At 57.9% G+C, this 18,234-nt stretch carries 15 protein-coding genes; 6 read left to right on the top strand and 9 right to left on the bottom strand.

Annotated elements, in window-relative coordinates; all coding sequences use genetic code 11:
* Nucleotides 1-60: 60 nt before the first annotated feature.
* From AC0XWG_RS01190 to AC0XWG_RS01170, 5 genes are all read right to left on the bottom strand, one after another.
* A complete protein-coding gene (locus AC0XWG_RS01190) occupies nt 61-561 on the bottom strand; it encodes an Hcp family type VI secretion system effector (RefSeq protein ID WP_049007992.1) in 501 nt (166 codons plus the stop codon).
* On the bottom strand, nt 561-917 hold the full coding sequence (locus AC0XWG_RS01185) for a putative T6SS immunity periplasmic lipoprotein (RefSeq protein WP_049007994.1): 357 nt from the start codon (nt 915-917) through the stop codon (nt 561-563). Before AC0XWG_RS01185 ends, AC0XWG_RS01190 begins: the two co-directional genes overlap by 1 nt.
* Entirely contained in the window at nt 914-1,474 is a 561-nt protein-coding gene (locus AC0XWG_RS01180) for a type IV secretion protein Rhs (protein WP_256067711.1), read from the bottom strand. The genes AC0XWG_RS01185 and AC0XWG_RS01180 overlap by 4 nt, the downstream gene beginning before the upstream one ends.
* A 158-nt stretch (nt 1,475-1,632) precedes the next feature.
* Nucleotides 1,633-2,283: an enterobactin synthase subunit EntD gene (gene entD / locus AC0XWG_RS01175; protein WP_475680294.1), complete on the bottom strand. Its 651-nt coding sequence runs from the start codon at nt 2,281-2,283 to the stop codon at nt 1,633-1,635.
* An 85-nt stretch (nt 2,284-2,368) separates the two neighbouring features.
* A complete protein-coding gene (locus tag AC0XWG_RS01170) occupies nt 2,369-4,618 on the bottom strand; it encodes a TonB-dependent siderophore receptor (RefSeq protein ID WP_108090632.1) in 2,250 nt (749 codons plus the stop codon).
* A 144-nt stretch (nt 4,619-4,762) separates the two neighbouring features.
* Between AC0XWG_RS01170 and fes the strand changes: the two genes are divergently transcribed.
* Genes fes through entF form a run of 3 tightly spaced genes read left to right on the top strand, consistent with a single transcriptional unit; the run spans nt 4,763 to nt 10,039 of the window.
* Nucleotides 4,763-5,962 (top strand): enterochelin esterase, encoded by a 1,200-nt coding sequence (gene fes, locus AC0XWG_RS01165; protein ID WP_108090631.1) that lies wholly within the window; start codon nt 4,763-4,765, stop codon nt 5,960-5,962.
* A 10-nt stretch (nt 5,963-5,972) separates the two neighbouring features.
* Nucleotides 5,973-6,185, top strand: a complete 213-nt coding sequence (locus tag AC0XWG_RS01160; protein WP_475680293.1) for an MbtH family protein — start codon at nt 5,973-5,975, stop codon at nt 6,183-6,185.
* Entirely contained in the window at nt 6,182-10,039 is a 3,858-nt protein-coding gene (gene entF / locus AC0XWG_RS01155; RefSeq protein WP_475680292.1) for an enterobactin non-ribosomal peptide synthetase EntF, read from the top strand. Before AC0XWG_RS01160 ends, entF begins: the two co-directional genes overlap by 4 nt.
* A gap of 57 nt (nt 10,040-10,096) precedes the next feature.
* Here the strand turns inward: entF and fepC are convergent, their stop codons facing one another.
* From fepC to fepD, 3 genes are read right to left on the bottom strand one after another with little or no spacing between them, the layout of a single operon-like run.
* On the bottom strand, nt 10,097-10,897 hold the full coding sequence (gene fepC, locus AC0XWG_RS01150; RefSeq protein WP_028019518.1) for an iron-enterobactin ABC transporter ATP-binding protein: 801 nt from the start codon (nt 10,895-10,897) through the stop codon (nt 10,097-10,099).
* The gene (gene fepG / locus AC0XWG_RS01145; RefSeq protein WP_475680291.1) at nt 10,894-11,886 is read right to left on the bottom strand and encodes an iron-enterobactin ABC transporter permease; all 993 of its coding nucleotides are present in this window, start codon (nt 11,884-11,886) and stop codon (nt 10,894-10,896) included. Before fepG ends, fepC begins: the two co-directional genes overlap by 4 nt.
* Nucleotides 11,883-12,887, bottom strand: coding sequence for a Fe(3+)-siderophore ABC transporter permease (gene fepD, locus AC0XWG_RS01140; RefSeq protein ID WP_475680290.1), 1,005 nt, complete (start codon nt 12,885-12,887; stop codon nt 11,883-11,885). Before fepD ends, fepG begins: the two co-directional genes overlap by 4 nt.
* Nucleotides 12,888-12,995: 108 nt before the next feature.
* On the opposite strand from fepD, the gene entS reads away from it, so the two are divergent.
* Complete coding sequence (gene entS, locus AC0XWG_RS01135) at nt 12,996-14,243, top strand: enterobactin transporter EntS (RefSeq protein ID WP_128347782.1); 1,248 nt, start codon at nt 12,996-12,998, stop codon at nt 14,241-14,243.
* 46 nt (nt 14,244-14,289) lie between these two features.
* Here entS and fepB read toward each other — a convergent pair whose 3' ends face one another.
* The gene (gene fepB, locus AC0XWG_RS01130) at nt 14,290-15,249 is read right to left on the bottom strand and encodes a Fe2+-enterobactin ABC transporter substrate-binding protein (RefSeq protein ID WP_475680289.1); all 960 of its coding nucleotides are present in this window, start codon (nt 15,247-15,249) and stop codon (nt 14,290-14,292) included.
* Between the two features lie 186 nt (nt 15,250-15,435).
* Between fepB and entC the strand changes: the two genes are divergently transcribed.
* A complete protein-coding gene (gene entC, locus AC0XWG_RS01125; protein WP_128347784.1) occupies nt 15,436-16,611 on the top strand; it encodes an isochorismate synthase EntC in 1,176 nt (391 codons plus the stop codon).
* A 12-nt stretch (nt 16,612-16,623) separates the two neighbouring features.
* On the top strand, nt 16,624-18,231 hold the full coding sequence (gene entE / locus AC0XWG_RS01120; RefSeq protein WP_475680756.1) for a (2,3-dihydroxybenzoyl)adenylate synthase EntE: 1,608 nt from the start codon (nt 16,624-16,626) through the stop codon (nt 18,229-18,231).
* Nucleotides 18,232-18,234: the final 3 nt, after the last annotated feature.

The raw sequence follows: 18,234 nt of genomic DNA, 5'->3' as shown, positions 1-18,234 counted from the left end.
GCCAGGATCGCGCTTTGAGCAACCACATACATTAATATTTTATTAGATCAATCAGGATAGTTATGTGCTGGTTTTTTCTTTCTGCTCAGGTTTCATCCATGCATCGTCATATCTAATATTTCCTTTCACATAGTTCCATTCAATACCCCGGAATCGCAGGCCTACTACTTCATGCATGTTAGGCGCAGAACTACCTGGATAGTATACATGCGTAAAATCTAAAGATGAGATTACCACGCTATCAAGGGTAATGATGTAGATCTCACTTTCTACTCCCGCTTCAATAATTTCATAATATTTGATGATGGCTTTCTGCAGTCGTTTTCCCTCGCAAGCGGCAACGGCAAGATAAGGACTGATTTTATCTAATTGCTTATGCAGCGTAACCGGGCCATGCTGTCGTGTTCCGGTCATATTTCCGGTATGGCTATCGACGGCTAGTTTTATGCCGTAGCTGCTGTTCATGATTTCTATAGCACCTTCTCGACCTGGCATCATACATTCACCCTGTACGAGCATCCCGTGCTCATCGTAGAGAAATAGGTAAGCGGGTAGTGACATTATCGTTCTCCTAAATTTATTAGCTTGCCATTTTTATCGATATCGAACTGATGTACATATTCTTTACCATTTAAGCCGTAATGAATTACGTAAGTATGTTCATTCTCCCATTTAATATTCATACAGGTATCAGGATAGGAAGCGTTTAAATCACCGTATCCGGAACCCGTCACTATGCTTATCTGATGGGCTTTGCTTGAATAAATTGTATAATATTTCAAAATGTCATTTTTATTTATGCTGAAACAAATATGATTGCCGTTAATAAAAGTTAGTCGTGTTTTAGGTGCTCTTTTACCACCGGGGCAACCGGTAATTGAAATACACATAGCAATAATAAACAGCAGTTTTTTCATCCGGGAAATCCTTTTAAAACTGTTTTGTATTTATTCAGGAGGTAATAGAGCGTTTCTTTAAGATGCAGATCCCGGTATTGTAATAAACTCTGATTTTTGTCCAGACCGAAGTATTTCAATAACCAATAATCGCTTACAATTGATGCTTGCTGCTCTAACCCATAATGCAATAAATCTACTTTATCTAAGCTATAAGTATAGTCAGCAATACCGGAAAATAATCCTCTGGTTCTGACAAACATCCCCTTTTGTGTTTGCCAGACGTGCATCATCTCATGCATAAATCTATGTTTCTTAACTAAGTCGTCCTCTAATGAGAAATCAGGTGAATAAGTTTCTTCTCTAAACCACATTTCACCATTGGGACTCATCGCTATATCGACAGGCTGGAGATTAAAAGGAAGATAACTTTCCCTGTGCACCCACACCAGATGATAATGGATACTGTAACCGTAAAGCGTCTTCGCGAGGGCTATCTCACCGATGGTGAGTTGTCGGATACCGCCTGGGTTAATCGGGGTTCCTGAGGTGGGAATAATGCGTTCATTTACCGGCATTATAAATCCATTTTAATAGTGTGGCTATTGGTGTTTTATCCTACTCCTGCAGAAAAGGAAAAGAAGATTGATATATTCCTAAAAAGTGTTTTTTGCATTGCGAGAAATAAAAGAAGTGAAATAGTGGCTGAATAAAGATTTTCGTTGCCTGACGCGCGTTACAGCAAAGTGATGACTTGATTACCATCAAGTAACCAGTGAACTGTAAATAGCGTGTTTTCATTAAACTCCGCCTGTGGTCGGGTCAGTGCCAGCGTAAGTGTTTTCTCATTGAGTCTTGTTATGCGGGCACAGTCAAAACCCATGTAAGTATTCACCTTCGGGAAGAGAGCCTTAAATAAACTTTCCTTGGCGCTAAAAGCGAGCGTTAGCGCCAACGCAAAAGGGTAACCCGAACGCGTCAGGCACATCGCTTCCTGCGCATTAATGATGCCGTCCTGGATTTCGCGGGCTTCACGGTCTGGAAGAATGGCTTCGCAATCAATACCGATCAGGGCATCTGGATGACGGACAACAACCGCCATCGCCTGCGTGCCGCTGTGGGTGATACTGCCCGACACACCTTCCGGCCAGAGCGGTTCGCCGCTGGGGCCAATGCCCGGAATCGCGCGTTCATTTATCGCACCGAGCGCATGCGCGGCGGCGATGCGCCCGGCCAGATGCTCGGCTTTGCGTTTGCGCCCGGCGTTTGAAAGCTCGGCGTGGTGGGGGAGCCAGAGGAGATCGGCGTCGGCGAAGGTGGCTGTGTCGAAGGTGATGTGGTGGACGGTGTGGCCGGCGAGAATGAACGTGCTGTGGGTGGTGTGCATGTTTTTCCTCTCTCAGCAAATAGTGCGGCCTGATGTCCTCACCCCGTCCCTCTCCCAACGGGAGAGGGGGGAGTTACTGCCTGTATCAGAATCGCGTATTCACGCTCATATACCAGGTGCGACCCGGTTCATTATACGTATACGCACCCGCACCGTACATATACGCACCGGTGGTGGCGTTGCCCGTGGTCTGGGCATTACCCGCGCGCCACTGGCGTTTGTCGAAGACGTTGTCGACGCCGCCGGTCAGGCTGACGTTTTTGGTCATGTCCCAGGTCGCGCTCAGGCCAACGATGCTATAAGGGCTCACTTCGTCTTTCTCAGACCCGGTCACAGGCTGACCTTTGTAGTTGTACTTCTTCGGCTGCTGCTTGCCGTACCAGGTGAAGGTCGACTGGAGCGATACATCCTGGTGGACCTGCCAGCTCAGAGTGGAGTTCAGCGTGTACTCCGGGATGATCGACAGACGGTCACCGGTCTCTTTGTTCTTGCTTTGTAGCATGTAAGTGATGTTATTGGTCCAGTTGATCGTGTCGCTAACGGGCACGTTCAGGGAGCCTTCCAGACCTTCAACCACCGCTTTCGGCACGTTTTCCCACTGGTAGATATCCGTCTGCACTTTACCGGAAGAGGTGTGACCCACCGGCGCGTAACCCGCTTCAATCTTGTCGCGATAGTCGTTGCGGAACCAGGTCACGCCAGCCAGCCAGCCGTCGCGTTTCCACTCAAGACCGATCTCTTTGTTGATGCTGGTTTCCGCTTTCAGGTCGTCGTTACCCATCATGTAACACCCGACGCCATCAGAGCTGGCATAGCAGCCCTGGCCTTTGCTGTACAGCAGGTAGTTTGGGTTGGTTTGGTACAGGCTTGGTGCTTTGTAGGCGCGCGCAATCCCCATCTTCAGCGTGAAGTCATTTCCCAGGCCTTGCGACAGGTTCAGGGATGGGCTCCAGTTGTTGCCCACAATCGTGTGGTGATCGAAGCGCAGCGCCGGTGTCAGCATGGTACTGTCGGTCAGCTCCATGTTGTTCTCGGCGAACAGAGAGAAGATCTCCGCTGAAGAGTACGGGCTACGATCGTCGCTCATGCCAGGGATCTTACCGCCTTGCTGAGTCTGCGTATTGGAGGTGGAGTCCTTCATACGCTGCTGGTTCCACTCGGTGCCCAGCGTCAGGTTCTGGTTAACGAGGAAATCAATCGGCAGGTTGATTTCGCTGTGCAGCATCACGTCGGCCAGGTCGGTGTCGGTGAATTTATTGCTGTTGAACAGGCCTTCCAGCCCCCCCGCAAGCCCTTCGCCCAGGCGCGAGTTGCGGGTGTGTTCGTACTGTGCCCAGTTGCTGGTGGTAATGCCGTTATCCCAGCCACCGTTCCATGTCACCGCAAAGTTCTGACGATAAATACGGTTGGTCTCTTTGCCGTAGTTTTTCTTCACCAGGCCGCTGGAACTGTTGTCATTGTTGGTGTTCTGGGTATCGCCTGCGTAGAGGTTGTTCTGGCGGCTGTAGCCTGCTTCAAACTCCAGAGACTGCATCGGCGCGAAGTCCCAGCGTACCACGCCGTTGATATCTTTGTTCTCCACACCTTCACGGCCTGCCGGCAGCGTGTCGGCGTAGGCACCGGTACGGTCAGACTGGTGACCCTGGTTGATGTCCCATGCGTCGGCCTGGGTTTTGTCCAGATTGCCATACATGCGGAAGCTGAAGTCACCGCCCAGCGGGCCGCTCAGGCTGAAGTTGGTGCGTTTGGTGGACCCTTCATCCTTGTGTTCTGGCGCATTCAGGTAGGTGTTCCAGGAGCCGTGCCACTGGTCGTCGAATTTTTTGGTGATGATGTTCACCACGCCGCCTGCCGCGCCGTTGCCGTAGCGCGCGGCGGCCGGGCCACGGATGACTTCGATGCGTTCGATCATCTCCGGTGGGACCCAGCCGGTATCCCCGCGTGTATCACGCTCGCCGCGCCAGCCCAGACGGATGGAGTTACGGCTGGTCACCGGTTTGCCGTCAATCAGGATCAGGGTGTTTTCCGGCCCCATGCCACGGATGTCGATCTGACGATTATTACCGCGCTGGCCGCTGGTTGAGTTCCCGGTCAGGTTAACGCCCGGCATGGTACGGATGATTTCAGCCACGTCGCGTGCGGGTGGATTTTTACGAATTTCATCGGCGGTAATGGTCGATACACCCGGCGCCTGCAGATTCTGCTCGGCGGCGGTGATCACCATCGTGTCTTCGTGCTGCGCGGAGGCGGTATTGTCGTCTGCCAGAGCGGGTAGCGCGACGCCGTAAATCCCTAAATTGGCCAGCAAGGCCAGAGAGTGAATCTTCTTATTCATTGTACGTCCTGCTTTTATGGTTGTTTTATGAGCGCTTCCCACAGCGCGGGCACTACGCTATTGCAAATGCAAATAGTTATCAATAATATTATCAATAAAATTTGCTCTGAAACAAAAAAGACTGTTAAACATGAGGTTATAAGGGTGACGGCGTTAACAACGGGAAGTGAAGCGTGGTGGCAGTCGAAAAAGGGGCCTGAATGGAAGCCGGGAAAGGGAAAATATCGCGTCACGTTCTGGTGGCGTGACCCGGCAGGAACGCAAAGAACGTCACCGATCAAACGCGTCTGGCTCTACGTCACTGGCGTAACAGACCACCATCAAAATGCCCGACCGCAGTCCCTCGAACGCATTCCCGATACCGATGTCTGGCAGTGGCAGGGTGAGTTCAGCCCCGAATGGCGGGGGAGCTACTGTTTTATCCCCTCCGATAACGAAAACGATTTTGCCAATACCGTGTTTGAAGGCGAGCAGCCGGAGCGTATGGCGCTGCGTGAAGGCTGGCGCAGGCTGCTGCCGCACGCGGTTTCCGACCCGCTGAATCCGCAGAGCTGGCGCGGCGGTCGCGGTCATGCCGTCTCGGCGCTGGAGATGCCGGACGCGCCCGTTCAGCCCGGCTGGGATCGTCCCGATACGCCGTATCAGCCGCCGGTCTGCATTGAGTGGAACAGCACGCGTCTGAACAACCGCCGCCGCGTGTGGATTTTTACCACCGGAGATGACGACCCCGAGCGCCCGCTGGCGGTGCTGCTCGACGGGCAGTTCTGGGCCGAAAGCATGCCGGTCTGGCCTGCGCTGACGTCGCTCACCACCGAGCGCAAACTGCCGCCTGCGGTCTACGTATTAATCGATGCGATTGACATGGAACATCGCAGCCGCGAACTGCCCTGTAACCCCGATTTCTGGCTGGCGGTGCAGGAAGAGCTTCTCCCTCTTGTAAAAAAACGTGCGCCATTTAGCGACCGCGCCGACCGTACCGTGCTGGCGGGACAGAGCTTTGGCGGACTCTCTTCGCTTTATGCTGGCCTCAACTGGCCGCAGCGCTTTGGCTGCGTGCTGAGCCAGTCCGGCTCGTACTGGTGGCCGCACCGTGGCGGGCAGCAGGACGGGTGCCTCATTGAACAGCTCAGAGCGGGTGAGCTAACCGCGAGAGGGCTGCGTATCGTCCTTGAGGCCGGGCGCAACGAGCCGCTGATTTTCAATGCCAATCAGGCGATTTACGCCGAACTACACGCGCAGCAGCCGATTTTCTGGCGTCAGGTTGACGGCGGGCACGATGCGCTTTGCTGGCGCGGTGGGCTGACGCAGGGGCTGATGACCCTCTGGCAGCCGCTCATTCAATAACGGAGTCTGTATGGAATTCAGCAATCCTTTCGATAATCCGCAGGGACAGTTCGCCATTTTGCGTAACGACCAGGGGCAATACAGCCTGTGGCCGCAGCAGTGCGAACTGCCCGCTGGCTGGCGTGTGGTATGTGAAGCACAGTCGCAGGAAGCGTGCCAGCAGTGGCTGACCGGGCACTGGCAAACGTTAGAACCGTATCATTATGCGGGGGAGAACGCATGAACCGTCTTCCTCTCGTCGCCGCCCAGCCGGGGATCTGGATGGCGGAACAGCTGTCCACGTTGCCCAACGCCTGGAGCGTGGCGCACTACACCGAACTGAAAGGCGATATTGACGCGCCGCTGCTGGCCAAAGCCATTCTTGAAGGCATGATGCAGGCCGATACCCTGCGCATGCGTTTCGCAGAAGATAACGGTGAAGTGTGGCAGTGGTTGGATGAGTCCATGATGTTGCCGGAACCCACCGTCATTCGCGTCGGCTCACACGATGACGCTGTGGCGCTGATGACAGCCGATCTCAACCAGAACCTGCGTGTAGACAGCGGCCAGCCGCTGGCGTTTCACCAGCTGATTCAGGTTGCTGAAAGCCACTGGTACTGGTATCAGCGTTATCACCACCTGGTGGTGGATGGCTTCAGCTTCCCGGCGATTACGCGCCATATTGCCGCGATTTATGCTTCATGGAAAAACGGCGAACCCACGCCAGAATCCCCGTTTACGCCTTTCGCTGAGGTGGTGGAAGAGTACCAGCGCTATCGCGACAGCGAGGCGTATCAGCGTGATGGCGCTTTCTGGGCTGAACAGCGGAAAGCGCTTCCTTCCCCCGTTTCGCTCTCTTCCACGCCGCTACCCGGGCGTGCAGCAACCACCGACATTCTGCGTCTGAACATGACCGCTGACAGCCGTGCCTTTAGCCAACTGGCACAGGCGGGAGGGCAGGTGCAGCGTACCGATCTGGCGCTTGCGCTGGTGGCGCTGTGGCTCGGGCGCCTCACCGGACGGCTGGACTACGCCGCCGGGTTTATCTTTATGCGCCGCATGGGGTCCGCCGCGCTGACCGCCACCGGACCGGTACTCAACGTCCTGCCGCTGGCGGTAAATATCCATCCGCAGGAGAGCCTTCCAGAGCTGGCATTGCGCCTGGCGAACCAGTTGAAAAAAATGCGCCGCCACCAGCGCTACGACGCCGAGCAGATCGTGCGCGACAGCGGGCGCGCCGCAGGCGACGAAGCGCTGTTTGGCCCGGTGCTGAACATTAAGATGTTCGATTATCAGCTGGATATCGACGGCGTAGAGGCCACCACCCACACGCTGGCAACCGGCCCGGTGAACGATCTGGAGCTGGCATTGTTCCCGGACGAGCAGGGTGGGTTGAGCATTGAGATCCTCGCCAATAAACAGCGCTACGATGAAGCAACGCTCGCCCGCCACGTTTCGCGCCTGAACGCGATGCTCATGCAGTTTGCCGCCAACCCGGACCTGCGCTGCGGCGAAGTGGAAACCGTTTCGGAGCAGGAATATCAACAGTTGGCCCGCATCAACGATACCGGGCTGACGCTGCCGTCCACCACGCTGGCGGATCTGGTTGCGAATCAGGCAAGCAAAACGCCGGACGCCCCTGCGCTGGCGGACGCGCATATTGAACTGAGCTATCGCCAGATGCGTGAGCAGGTTGTCGCGCTGGCAACGTTACTGCGCGAACGCGGCGTGAAGCCGGGCGACAGCGTGGCGGTGGCCTTACCGCGTTCGGTGTTTTTGACGCTGGCTCTGCACGGCATTGTGGAAGCGGGCGCTGCCTGGCTGCCGCTGGATACCGGTTACCCGGACGACCGTCTGCGGATGATGCTGGAGGATGCGAAACCGTCGCTACTGATCACCACCGACGAGCAGCTCCCGCGCTTTAGCGATCTCCCGATCACGGCGTTTAGTTACAACACACTGTTACCTGCTGCGGATGCGGAACCGCTGCGCCTGGCGAAGCCGGAGCAGACTGCGTACATCATTTTTACCTCTGGCTCTACTGGCCGCCCGAAAGGGGTGATGGTTGGACATACTGCCATCGTAAACCGCCTGAAGTGGATGCAGGATCACTACCCGCTGGACGCCAGTGACGTGGTAGCGCAGAAAACGCCGTGCAGCTTTGATGTCTCGGTGTGGGAGTTCTGGTGGCCGTTTATTGCAGGGGCGAAGCTGGTAATGGCCGAGCCGGAAGCTCACCGCGATCCGCAGGCGATGCAGACCTTCTTCGCGCAACACGGTGTGACCACCACTCACTTTGTACCGTCGATGCTGGCGGCATTTGTCGCCTCGCTGACGCCGGAGAACGTCGACTGTTGTCAGTCGCTTAAGCAGGTCTTCTGCAGCGGTGAAGCTCTGCCGACGGCGCTTTGCCGGGAATGGGAGCAACTGACCCATGCGCCGCTACATAACCTCTATGGCCCGACGGAAGCGGCAGTGGACGTCAGCTGGTATCCGGCGTATGGCCCTGAACTGGCGGCGGTGGAGGGCAACAGCGTGCCAATTGGCTTCCCGGTGTGGAACACGGGGCTGCGCATTCTGGATGCGATGATGCGCCCGGTGCCGTTTGGCGTAGCGGGCGATCTCTATCTTACCGGTATTCAGCTGGCGCAAGGGTATCTGGGACGTCCTGATCTGACCGCCAGCCGATTTATCGCTGACCCGTTCGCGCCGGGTGAACGTATGTACCGCACCGGTGACGTCGCCCGCTGGCTGGATAACGGCGCGGTGGAGTATTTAGGCCGCAGTGACGATCAGCTGAAAATTCGCGGCCAGCGCATCGAACTGGGTGAAATCGACCGGGCGATGCTGTCCCTGCCGGACGTCGCGCAGGCCGTGGCGAATGCCTGCGTGTTCAACCAGGCGGCGGCAACGGGGGGAGATGCCCGTCAGCTGGTGGGGTACGTTGTCTCCGAATCCGGTTTGCCGCTGGATCGTGATACCTTGCTGGAATCGCTTAAAGCGCGGCTTCCGCCGCATATGGTGCCGGTGGTGCTTTTGCAAATCAGTGCGCTGCCGTTAAGCGCGAACGGCAAGCTTGACCGCAAGGCGCTGCCGCTGCCGGAGCTCACCCGTCAAACTTCCGGCCGCGCGCCGGAGACGGGCACCGAAGTTGCCGTCGCGCAGGCGTTTTCTGCGCTACTAGGCTGTGAGGTGAATGATATCGAAGCCGATTTCTTCGCCCTCGGAGGACACTCTCTGCTGGCGATGCGCCTGGCGGCACAGCTCAGCCGCGCGTTTGCCCGCAAGGTGACGCCGGGGCAAATTATGGTCGCCTCGACGGTGAGCAAGCTTAGCGCGCTGTTAGATTCACAGATGAGCGACGAGCAGGTGCAGCGTTTGGGGTATGAAACCCTACTGCCGCTGCGAGAAAGCGGTGGTCCTACGCTGTTCTGCTTCCACCCTGCGTCCGGCTTTGCCTGGCAGTTCAGCGTGCTGGCGCGCTACCTTAGCCCGCGCTGGTCGATAACGGGCATTCAGTCCCCGCGCCCGGACGGACCAATGCAGCAGTGCGCCGATCTGGATGGTGTGATCGAACATCATCTGGCAACGCTGAGTGCCCAGCAGCCGCAGGGGCCGTATTACCTGATCGGCTATTCCCTCGGCGGTACGCTGGCTCAGGGCATTGCGGCCCGACTGCGCGAGCAGGGTGAAGAGGTGGCATTCCTCGGCCTGCTGGATACCTGGCCGCCGGAAACCCAGAACTGGGCGGAGAAAGAGGCCAACGGCCTCGACCCGGAAGTGTTGGCGGAAATTGAGCGCGAGCGTCAGGCGTTTATCGCCGCGCAGCAGGGACAAGGCTCCAGCGAGCTATTCAGTGCCATTGAAGGCAACTACGCCGATGCGGTGCGGCTACTGACCACGGCGCACAGCGCGCGCTTTGAGGGTAAAGCGACGCTGTTTGTTGCCGAACGCACGCGAACGATGGACCCGCAGCAGGCCTGGTCGCCGTGGGTGGCGGAGCTTGAGGTGTATAGTCAGGATTGCGCCCACGTGGATATCATTTCACCGCAGGCGTTTGAGAAGATAGGACCAGTGTTGAGGGAGATTTTGGGGTAACGTTTAAAGCCCCTCACCCTAACCCTCTCCCTGTGGGAGAGGACCGGGGTGAGGGCATCAGACCGCACGCTTGCCTAACGGCACTACCAGCGGCGTGCCTGCCACCGGATCGTCAATAATCATGCAGCGCATCCCATAGATCCGCTCGATCAGCTCTGGTGTCACAATCTCTCCCGGTGCGCCCTGCGCCACAATTTCGCCATCGCGCAGCGCAATCAGGTGCGTGGCGTAGCGGCAGGCCTGATTCAAATCGTGCAGTACCGCCGCCAGGGTATACCCCTGAGTGCGGTTGAGATCGCTCAGCAATTCGAGCAAATCAATCTGATGGCTGATGTCCAGCCATGTCGTCGGCTCGTCCAGCAGCATGATGGACGTCTCCTGCGCCAGCACCATCGCGATCCACGCGCGCTGGCGCTGCCCGCCGGAGAGGGTATCCACGCTTTGCCGGGCGAGATCGGTAATGCCCGTCGCCTGCATCGCGCGGGTCACCGCATTGTCATCCTCTTTACGCCAGCGGGTAAACAGCGGCTGATGCGGATAGCGTCCGCGAGAGACCAGCTCCTGCACCGTGATATCGCCCGGCGTAGTGGCGTTTTGCGCCAGCAGCCCAATGCGCCTGGCCACTTCTTTGCTGGCGAAGTGCTGGATGTGCTCGCCGTCGAGGTACACGCTGCCTTCAACTGGCGTCATCAAACGGCTGAGGGTGCGCAGCAGGGTCGATTTTCCGCAGCCGTTCGGGCCGATAATCGCCGTAAAGTGGCCGTCCGGAATAGCAACGGTTAAGTCACGGGCAATGATTTTTTTGCCGTAACCCAGGGTTAAGTTGTCGCCGCGCAAGCGGGAAGCTAAGTCAGTCATTTCTTGCGTGACTCCTGAACTAACAAGACGATGAGGTATATACCGCCGAGGCTGACGGTCACGACGCCCACCGGAAGTTGATAAGGCATAAACAGCTGTTGGGCGCAGAGATCGGCGGCCAGCAATAACAATGCGCCACACAGCGCCGCCTGGGTTAAGCCCCAGCGCGCAGTGCCGCTAAGACGCCGGGCAATATGCGGTGCCACCAGGGCGATAAACGAGATTGGCCCGGCAATCGCCGTCGCCGCTGCGGTCAGTAAGACGGCGACCAGCATCAGCATCAGGCGCGAACGTTCAACACTCACACCCAGGGCGCAGGCACTGTCATCACCCATCTCCAGCAGACGCATACGGCGCACCAGCAGCAGGGCACCGATAAACATCAGAACAATCAATGGTGCCGCGGGCCAGGTTTTGCCCCATGTCAGGCCATTCAGGGAACCGGCGTACCACAGTCCCGCAGAGAGCGCAGTTTCCAGTGACGCCTGTAACAAAAGCCAGGTATTAAACGCCATCAGCATTGCACGCACGCCGATGCCGATGATGATCAGACGAAAGGTGTCGATACCGTTACGCCAGGCAAGCGCCCAGATAATCAGCGAGGTCAGAATGCCCCCGGCCATTGCGGTAAAGGTAATGGCCGTCAGGTGCTGACCAAACAGCACCATTGCCACTAATACGCCGCTCCAGGCACCGGTATTGAGGCCCATCACGTCCGGGCTGCCGAGCGGGTTGCGCATCAGCGACTGGAAAATCGCGCCGCTCACCCCGAGCGCCGCGCCCACCAGTATCGCCATCGCCACGCGCGGCAGTCGCCACTCCGTCACCACCAGGGTTATAGCGCGCGGCGCGCTGCCGAGCAGGGCGTTAAACACCTGGGTGAAATCGAGCATCACCGCGCCGCTGCGCAGGCTCCACGTTGCCAGCAGCAGAATGGTGATAACCAGCAGGGAGACACAGGCGACTAAACGTCGGGATGGGGCCATCATGCGCCACCTCCGCGTCGGCGGCGTACCAGGAAAATCAGCACCGGCGCACCGATAAAGGCGCTGACCACCGAGACGCGCAGCTCGCCGGGGACCAGCAAACGTCCCAGGATATCGGCAAACAGCAGCAGGGCAGGCGTTGCAAGAAGCGTGACCGGCAGTGACCAGCGGTGATCTGCCCCCACCAGCCAGCGCGCCACGTGCGGCATCATCAGGCCGATAAAGGCGATTGGGCCGACGACCGCCGTAGCGCTGCCGCACAGGACGGTAATGGCAAGAAGACCAATGAGTTGGGTACGTGCAACCCGATTACCAAGCGCAGTGGCGGTATCGCTGCCCAGGCTCAGGCTATTCAGCGCCCGGCTTAAAAACAGCGCGACGGCGGCAGCGATGATCACCGGGAGCACCACTACCTTTAAGGTTTCCAGCGTACGGATATCCAGCGAGCCGGCCTGCCAGAAGCGCAGCTGGTCGTAAACGTCCGGGTTGAGCAGGGCGATGCCGTTGGATAACCCTTCCAGCACCGCCGCGAGCGCGACACCCGCAAGGGTCAGACGTACCGGGCTGAGTTGCCCGCCGCCCTGGCTGCCGGTAAACGCCACCACCAGCGAGGCCACCAGCGCGCCGCAAAAGGCCATCACCAGCTGTTCAGACGCTGACGTTAACCCGAACATGGCCGCGCCGAGCACAATGGCAAAACTGGCACCGCTGTTGACGCCCAGAATACCAGGGTCGGCCAGCGGGTTGCGGGTGAGGGTTTGCATCAGAGCACCCGCAAGGCCCAGCGCGCCACCGGCCAGCAGTCCGGCAAGCGTGCGGGGCAGTCGGGCGTCGAGCACGATGATGCAGTCGGCGCTCTGGCAGGTGCCGGTGAGCGCATCAACGATAACGGACGCGGGCAGCGGCTTAGCGCCGACCAGCAGGCTGAGTGCAATCGCAAGGATCAACAGCAGCAATAAAACGGGCACGGCAATGGCGCGCACCGAAGAAGAGGAAAACGACATAGCAACATCCATGATTTGATAATGATAGTGATTATCGTTATCTATCTTATTTAGCTATGTTAGCATGTGCGCCCATGGAATGGGTAGAATTACACTCAAGGCTTTGTCATGAATCAAAAATCCTGGCTGCTCAACCTCAGCCTGCTTAAAACGCACCCTGCATACCGGGCAGTTTTTATCGCCCGCTTTATCTCCATTTTATCTCTCGGCCTGCTCGGCGTTGCCGTACCGGTACAGATCCAGACCATAACGGACTCCAGCTGGCTGGTGGGGTTATCGGTTACCTTTACGGGCGGGGCGATGTTTATCGGACTGATGGTCGGCGGCGTGCTGGCGGACCGCTACGAGCGTAAAAAGCTGATCCTGCTGGCGCGCGGCACCTGCGGCGTGGGGTTTATCGGGCTGTGTCTGAACGCCATGCTGCCCGAACCCTCGCTTGTGGCGATTTACGCCCTCGGGTTGTGGGACGGCTTTTTTGCCTCGCTAGGGGTAACGGCACTACTGGCTGCCACCCCCGCGCTGGTCGGGCGCGAGAACCTGATGCAGGCGGGGGCGATTACCATGCTTACCGTGCGTCTGGGCTCGGTGATTTCGCCGATGCTCGGCGGTCTGCTGCTGGCGACCGGTAACGTGGCGTGGAACTATGGACTGGCGGCGGCGGGCACCTTCATCACCACGCTGACGCTGTTGCGCCTGCCGTTGCTGCCGCCACCGCCGCAGCCGCGCGAGCATCCGCTGAAATCTCTGATGGCCGCTATTCGTTTCCTGTTCAGCAACCCGCTGATTGGCGGGATTGCGCTGCTCGGTGGCCTGCTGACGATGGCCAGCGCCGTGCGCGTGCTGTACCCGGCGCTGGCGGGAGAGTGGCAGATGAGCGCCTCGGAGATTGGCATTCTCTACGCCGCCATTCCGCTTGGCGCGGCGTGCGGGGCGCTGACCAGCGGTAATTTGGCGCAGAGTGTACGCCCGGGGCTGATTATGCTGCTTGCCACGCTGGCCTCGTTTATCGCCATTGGTTTCTTCAGCCTGATGCCGGTGTGGGCACTGGGCGTGATTTGCCTGGTGATCTTCGGCTGGCTGAGTGCTATCAGTTCGCTGCTGCAATATACCCTGATTCAGACCCAGACACCGGAAGGAATGCTGGGGCGAATTAATGGCCTGTGGACGGCACAAAACGTAACGGGCGATGCGATTGGTGCGGCGATCCTCGGTGGGCTGGGGGCAATGATGACTCCGGTGGCGTCGGCGAGCAGCAGCGGGTTTGTATTAGCCGTTGTTGGCGGGATCCTGTTAATGGTATTAGCAGAATTGCGCCGGTTCAGACAGGAGGTTGTGTTGAACGACGGTGCGGCCTGACGCCCTCACCCCGACCCTCTCCCACCGGGAGAGGGAGGGAAATTGCTTACTTAAACAGCGCATTCAATCTGTCTAATACCAACATCGCGCTGTAATAATCCAGGCGGAACGTCTCTGTTCCCAGCGCCCAGACGCGTTTGTTCTCCACCGCAGGCAGATGCGCCAGCAGCGGATTGGCGTAAATCGCGTCGACATCTTTCTGGTCACCGGCAAACACAAACAACCCTTCACCGTTAAGCCCCGTTGCCAGGTTTTCGCCGCCCAACTGGATGATGTCGTGGCGTTTACCCTGGCTTTTTGATGTGTGTAATCCGGCGGGCATTTCCGCCAGCGTAAAGCCTAGCTGGTGCAGCAGCTTGCCCTGAGCTGATTCACTCGTCCATAGGTTGGCGCTGTGCGCGGCGGCGGTGTAGACGATGGCGTTTACCGGTTGCGGCGGCAGCTTCATCTGCTGTTTCACCTGCGCGAGCTGTTTATCGAACGCCGCGATGCGCTCTGCGGCCTGCTTTTCCTGCCCGGTGATGGTGCCCAACTGCGTCAGCAGTTCCTGCCAGCTTTTATCGTCGTAATTGATCACCAGCGTCGGGGCAATGGCGGAGAGCTGGTCGTAGAGCGCCAGCGCAGAATCCCCGCCGGTGGCGCCGATCAAAATCAGATCCGGCATTTGCGCGGCGACCGCTTCGGCGCTGGGTTCCCCAATATAAAGACGCGCAACGCTGCGCTGTTTCGCGATATCCCCCCACTGACGTAAAAAGCCCTGTGCATCTGCCACGCGGTTGTTGGGCGTGGTGGCGCCGCTGGCAACCACCGGGGCATCAATCGCCAGCAGGGAACCCGTTAACGTCACGCTGGTTGAGACAATACGCGCCGGTTTGCTCTCCAGGGTATGCACGCCACGGCTATCGGTGACCTGGCGCGGCCAGTCTACGGCGGTGGCTGAGGTTAGTCCTAAAACAAAAAGTCCTGTTAAAAAAAGGGCATTGCGGCAAACGGCAGGGAATTTCACTGAGCGGCATCCTGTTTTTGTTGAAGATAATGCTTCTCATTTTCATGGTTGTGAGAAAGGGATGCAAGCGTTTGTCGCACAAGTATTTACCCGATGGTTGACAGCGGAGCGCTGTGGGATTAGGTTAGCCGACGAAAACATAAATGATAATCATTATTGCTTCTTTTATCATTTCAGGAGGATGATATGGATACGTCCCTGGCTGAGGAAGTTCAGCACACCGCGACCACGCTGCAATCAGACAGCTTTTTCTTTATGTCGCCTTACCGCAGCTTTACCACGTCCGGCTGTTTTGCCCGTTTCTCTGAATCTGCCGTCGGTGGTGATGATCTGACTGGCCACTTCCAGCAAAAATTAGCGCAGGCCTTCCGGGATGCAAAAGCCAGCGGTATCGCGCATCCGGTGATGGTGGGGGCTATTCCGTTCGATACCCGCAAACGGTCGTCACTGTTTATTCCACAACGCTGGCAGACCTTTTCCCGTCCTGCACGTCAGCAATCCGCTCGCTATTTTTCCGGCTCGCAGGCGCTGAAGGTGGAGCAACGCACCGAAATTCCCCCGCAGCCTGTTTTTGAAGAGATGGTCGCCCGCGCCGCCGCACTTACCGCCACACCTCAGGTGAACAAAGTGGTGCTCTCGCGCCTGATTGATATCGCGACCGACAAGCCTCTGGATAGCGGTGCTCTGATGGAGCGTCTTATCGCCCAGAACCCGGCGAGCTTTAACTTCCATGTGCCGCTGGAAGAGGGGGGCGTGCTGCTGGGAGCAAGTCCGGAACTGCTGTTGCGAAAAGAGGGGGCGCATTTTAGCTCGCTCCCGCTGGCAGGCTCTGCGCGTCGTCAGCCCGACGATGTGCTTGACCGTGAGGCGGGCAATAAACTGCTCGCCTCTGAGAAGGATCGCCACGAACACGACCTGGTCACTCAGGCGATGAAATCTACTCTGGCGCCGCGCAGCCACCATCTCAGCATGCCTGATTCTCCGCAGTTGATCACGACACCCACGCTGTGGCATCTGGCGACGCCAGTGGAAGGTAACGCGCGAGAAAACGAAAACGCCCTGAGCCTGGCCTGCCTGTTGCACCCGACCCCGGCACTGAGCGGGTTCCCGCATCAGGCGGCAAAAGAACTGATTGCCGAACTGGAGCCGTTCGATCGTGAACTGTTCGGCGGCATCGTCGGTTGGTGCGATAGCGAAGGTAACGGTGAATGGGTAGTGACCATCCGCTGCGCGCGTCTGCATGAGAAGTCTGTTCGCCTGTTTGCCGGGGCGGGCATTGTGCCTGCTTCCTCCCCGGTGGGCGAGTGGCGCGAAACCGGTGTGAAGCTCTCCACCATGCTCAACGTTTTTGGTTTGCATTAAGGAATACTCATGATCATCCCCTTTACCCGATGGCCCGAGGAATTTGCCCGGCGCTACCGAGAAAAAGGCTACTGGCAGGATTTGCCCCTGACCCACATCCTGACGGATCGTGCGGATAGCGACGCGGTGGCGATTATCGACGGCGATCGTCGCATTACCTACCGCGCGTTTAATCAGGCGGTGAACAATCTGGCGTCGGCTTTACAGATGCAGGGACTGCATCGCGGCGAAACGGCACTGGTTCAACTCGGTAACGTGGCCGAATTCTACATCACCTTTTTCGCGCTGCTGCAAATCGGCGTGGCTCCGGTTAACGCGCTCTTTAGCCATCAGCGCAGCGAGTTAAATGCCTATACCACGCAAATTAAACCCGCCGTACTGATCGCCGATCGCGACCATGCGCTTTTTACTGACGATGTGTTTCTCAATACCTTTACTGATGAACATCGCTCGGTCCGCGTCGTGCTGCTGCGTGGCGATAAAGGGGAACATGCGCTGGAAACGGCGATTGCGCGTCCGGCTGACAACTTCATCCCGAACCCGACGCCCGCCGACGAAGTTGCCTTCTTCCAGCTCTCCGGCGGCAGCACCGGCACGCCGAAGCTAATCCCGCGCACGCACAACGATTACGACTATAGCATCCGTCGTAGCAACGAGATCTGCGGCATTACCGCTGAAACCCGTTACCTGAACGCGCTGCCTGCGGCGCATAACTACGCCATGAGCTCGCCGGGATCGCTTGGCGTCTTCGCGGCGGGTGGTTGTGTGGTGCTGGCGAACGATCCGAGCGCCACGCTGTGCTTCCCGCTGATTGAACAGCATCAGATTACTGTCACCTCGCTGGTGCCACCCGCGGTCAGTCTCTGGCTACAGGCGATTGCCGAAGGAACCGGAAACACTCAACTGAAATCACTCACGCTGTTGCAGGTGGGGGGCGCACGGTTATCCGCTACGCTCGCCGCGCGTATTCCGGCTGAGATTGGTTGCCAGCTTCAGCAGGTGTTTGGCATGGCGGAAGGGCTGGTGAACTACACCGCCCTCGACGACTCCCCGGAACGCATCATCAACACTCAGGGACGTCCGATGTGTCCGGACGACGAAGTGTGGGTGGCTGATGAGCACGGTCATCCGCTGCCGCGCGGCGAAGTCGGGCGTTTGATGACCCGCGGGCCGTACACTTTCCGCGGCTATTTCAACAGTCCGGAACACAACGCCAGCGCCTTTGATGCCAACGGCTTTTACTGCTCCGGCGATCTGATCGCCATTGACGAACAGGGCTACATCACCGTGCAGGGGCGTGAGAAAGATCAGATCAACCGCGGCGGGGAGAAGATCGCCGCCGAAGAGATCGAAAACCTGCTGCTGCGCCACGAGGTGGTGATCCACGCTGCGCTGGTAAGCATGGAAGACAGCCTGCTTGGCGAAAAGAGCTGTGCGTATCTGGTGGTGAAACAGCCGCTGCGCGCGGTCGAAGTGCGCCGCTTCCTGCGCGAGCAGGGCGTCGCAGAATTCAAACTGCCGGACCGGGTGGAGAGCGTTGATGCGCTCCCGCTAACGCCTGTCGGTAAAGTCGATAAGAAACAGTTGCGCCTGTGGCTTGCTGAACGCGCCCGGGGCTAAGGA

The sequence above is a fragment of the Enterobacter sp. DVT3837 genome, from assembly GCF_056238685.1.
The sequence above is the reverse complement of the archived record's forward strand: the minus strand, read 5'-3'. Positions and strand labels throughout refer to the sequence as shown.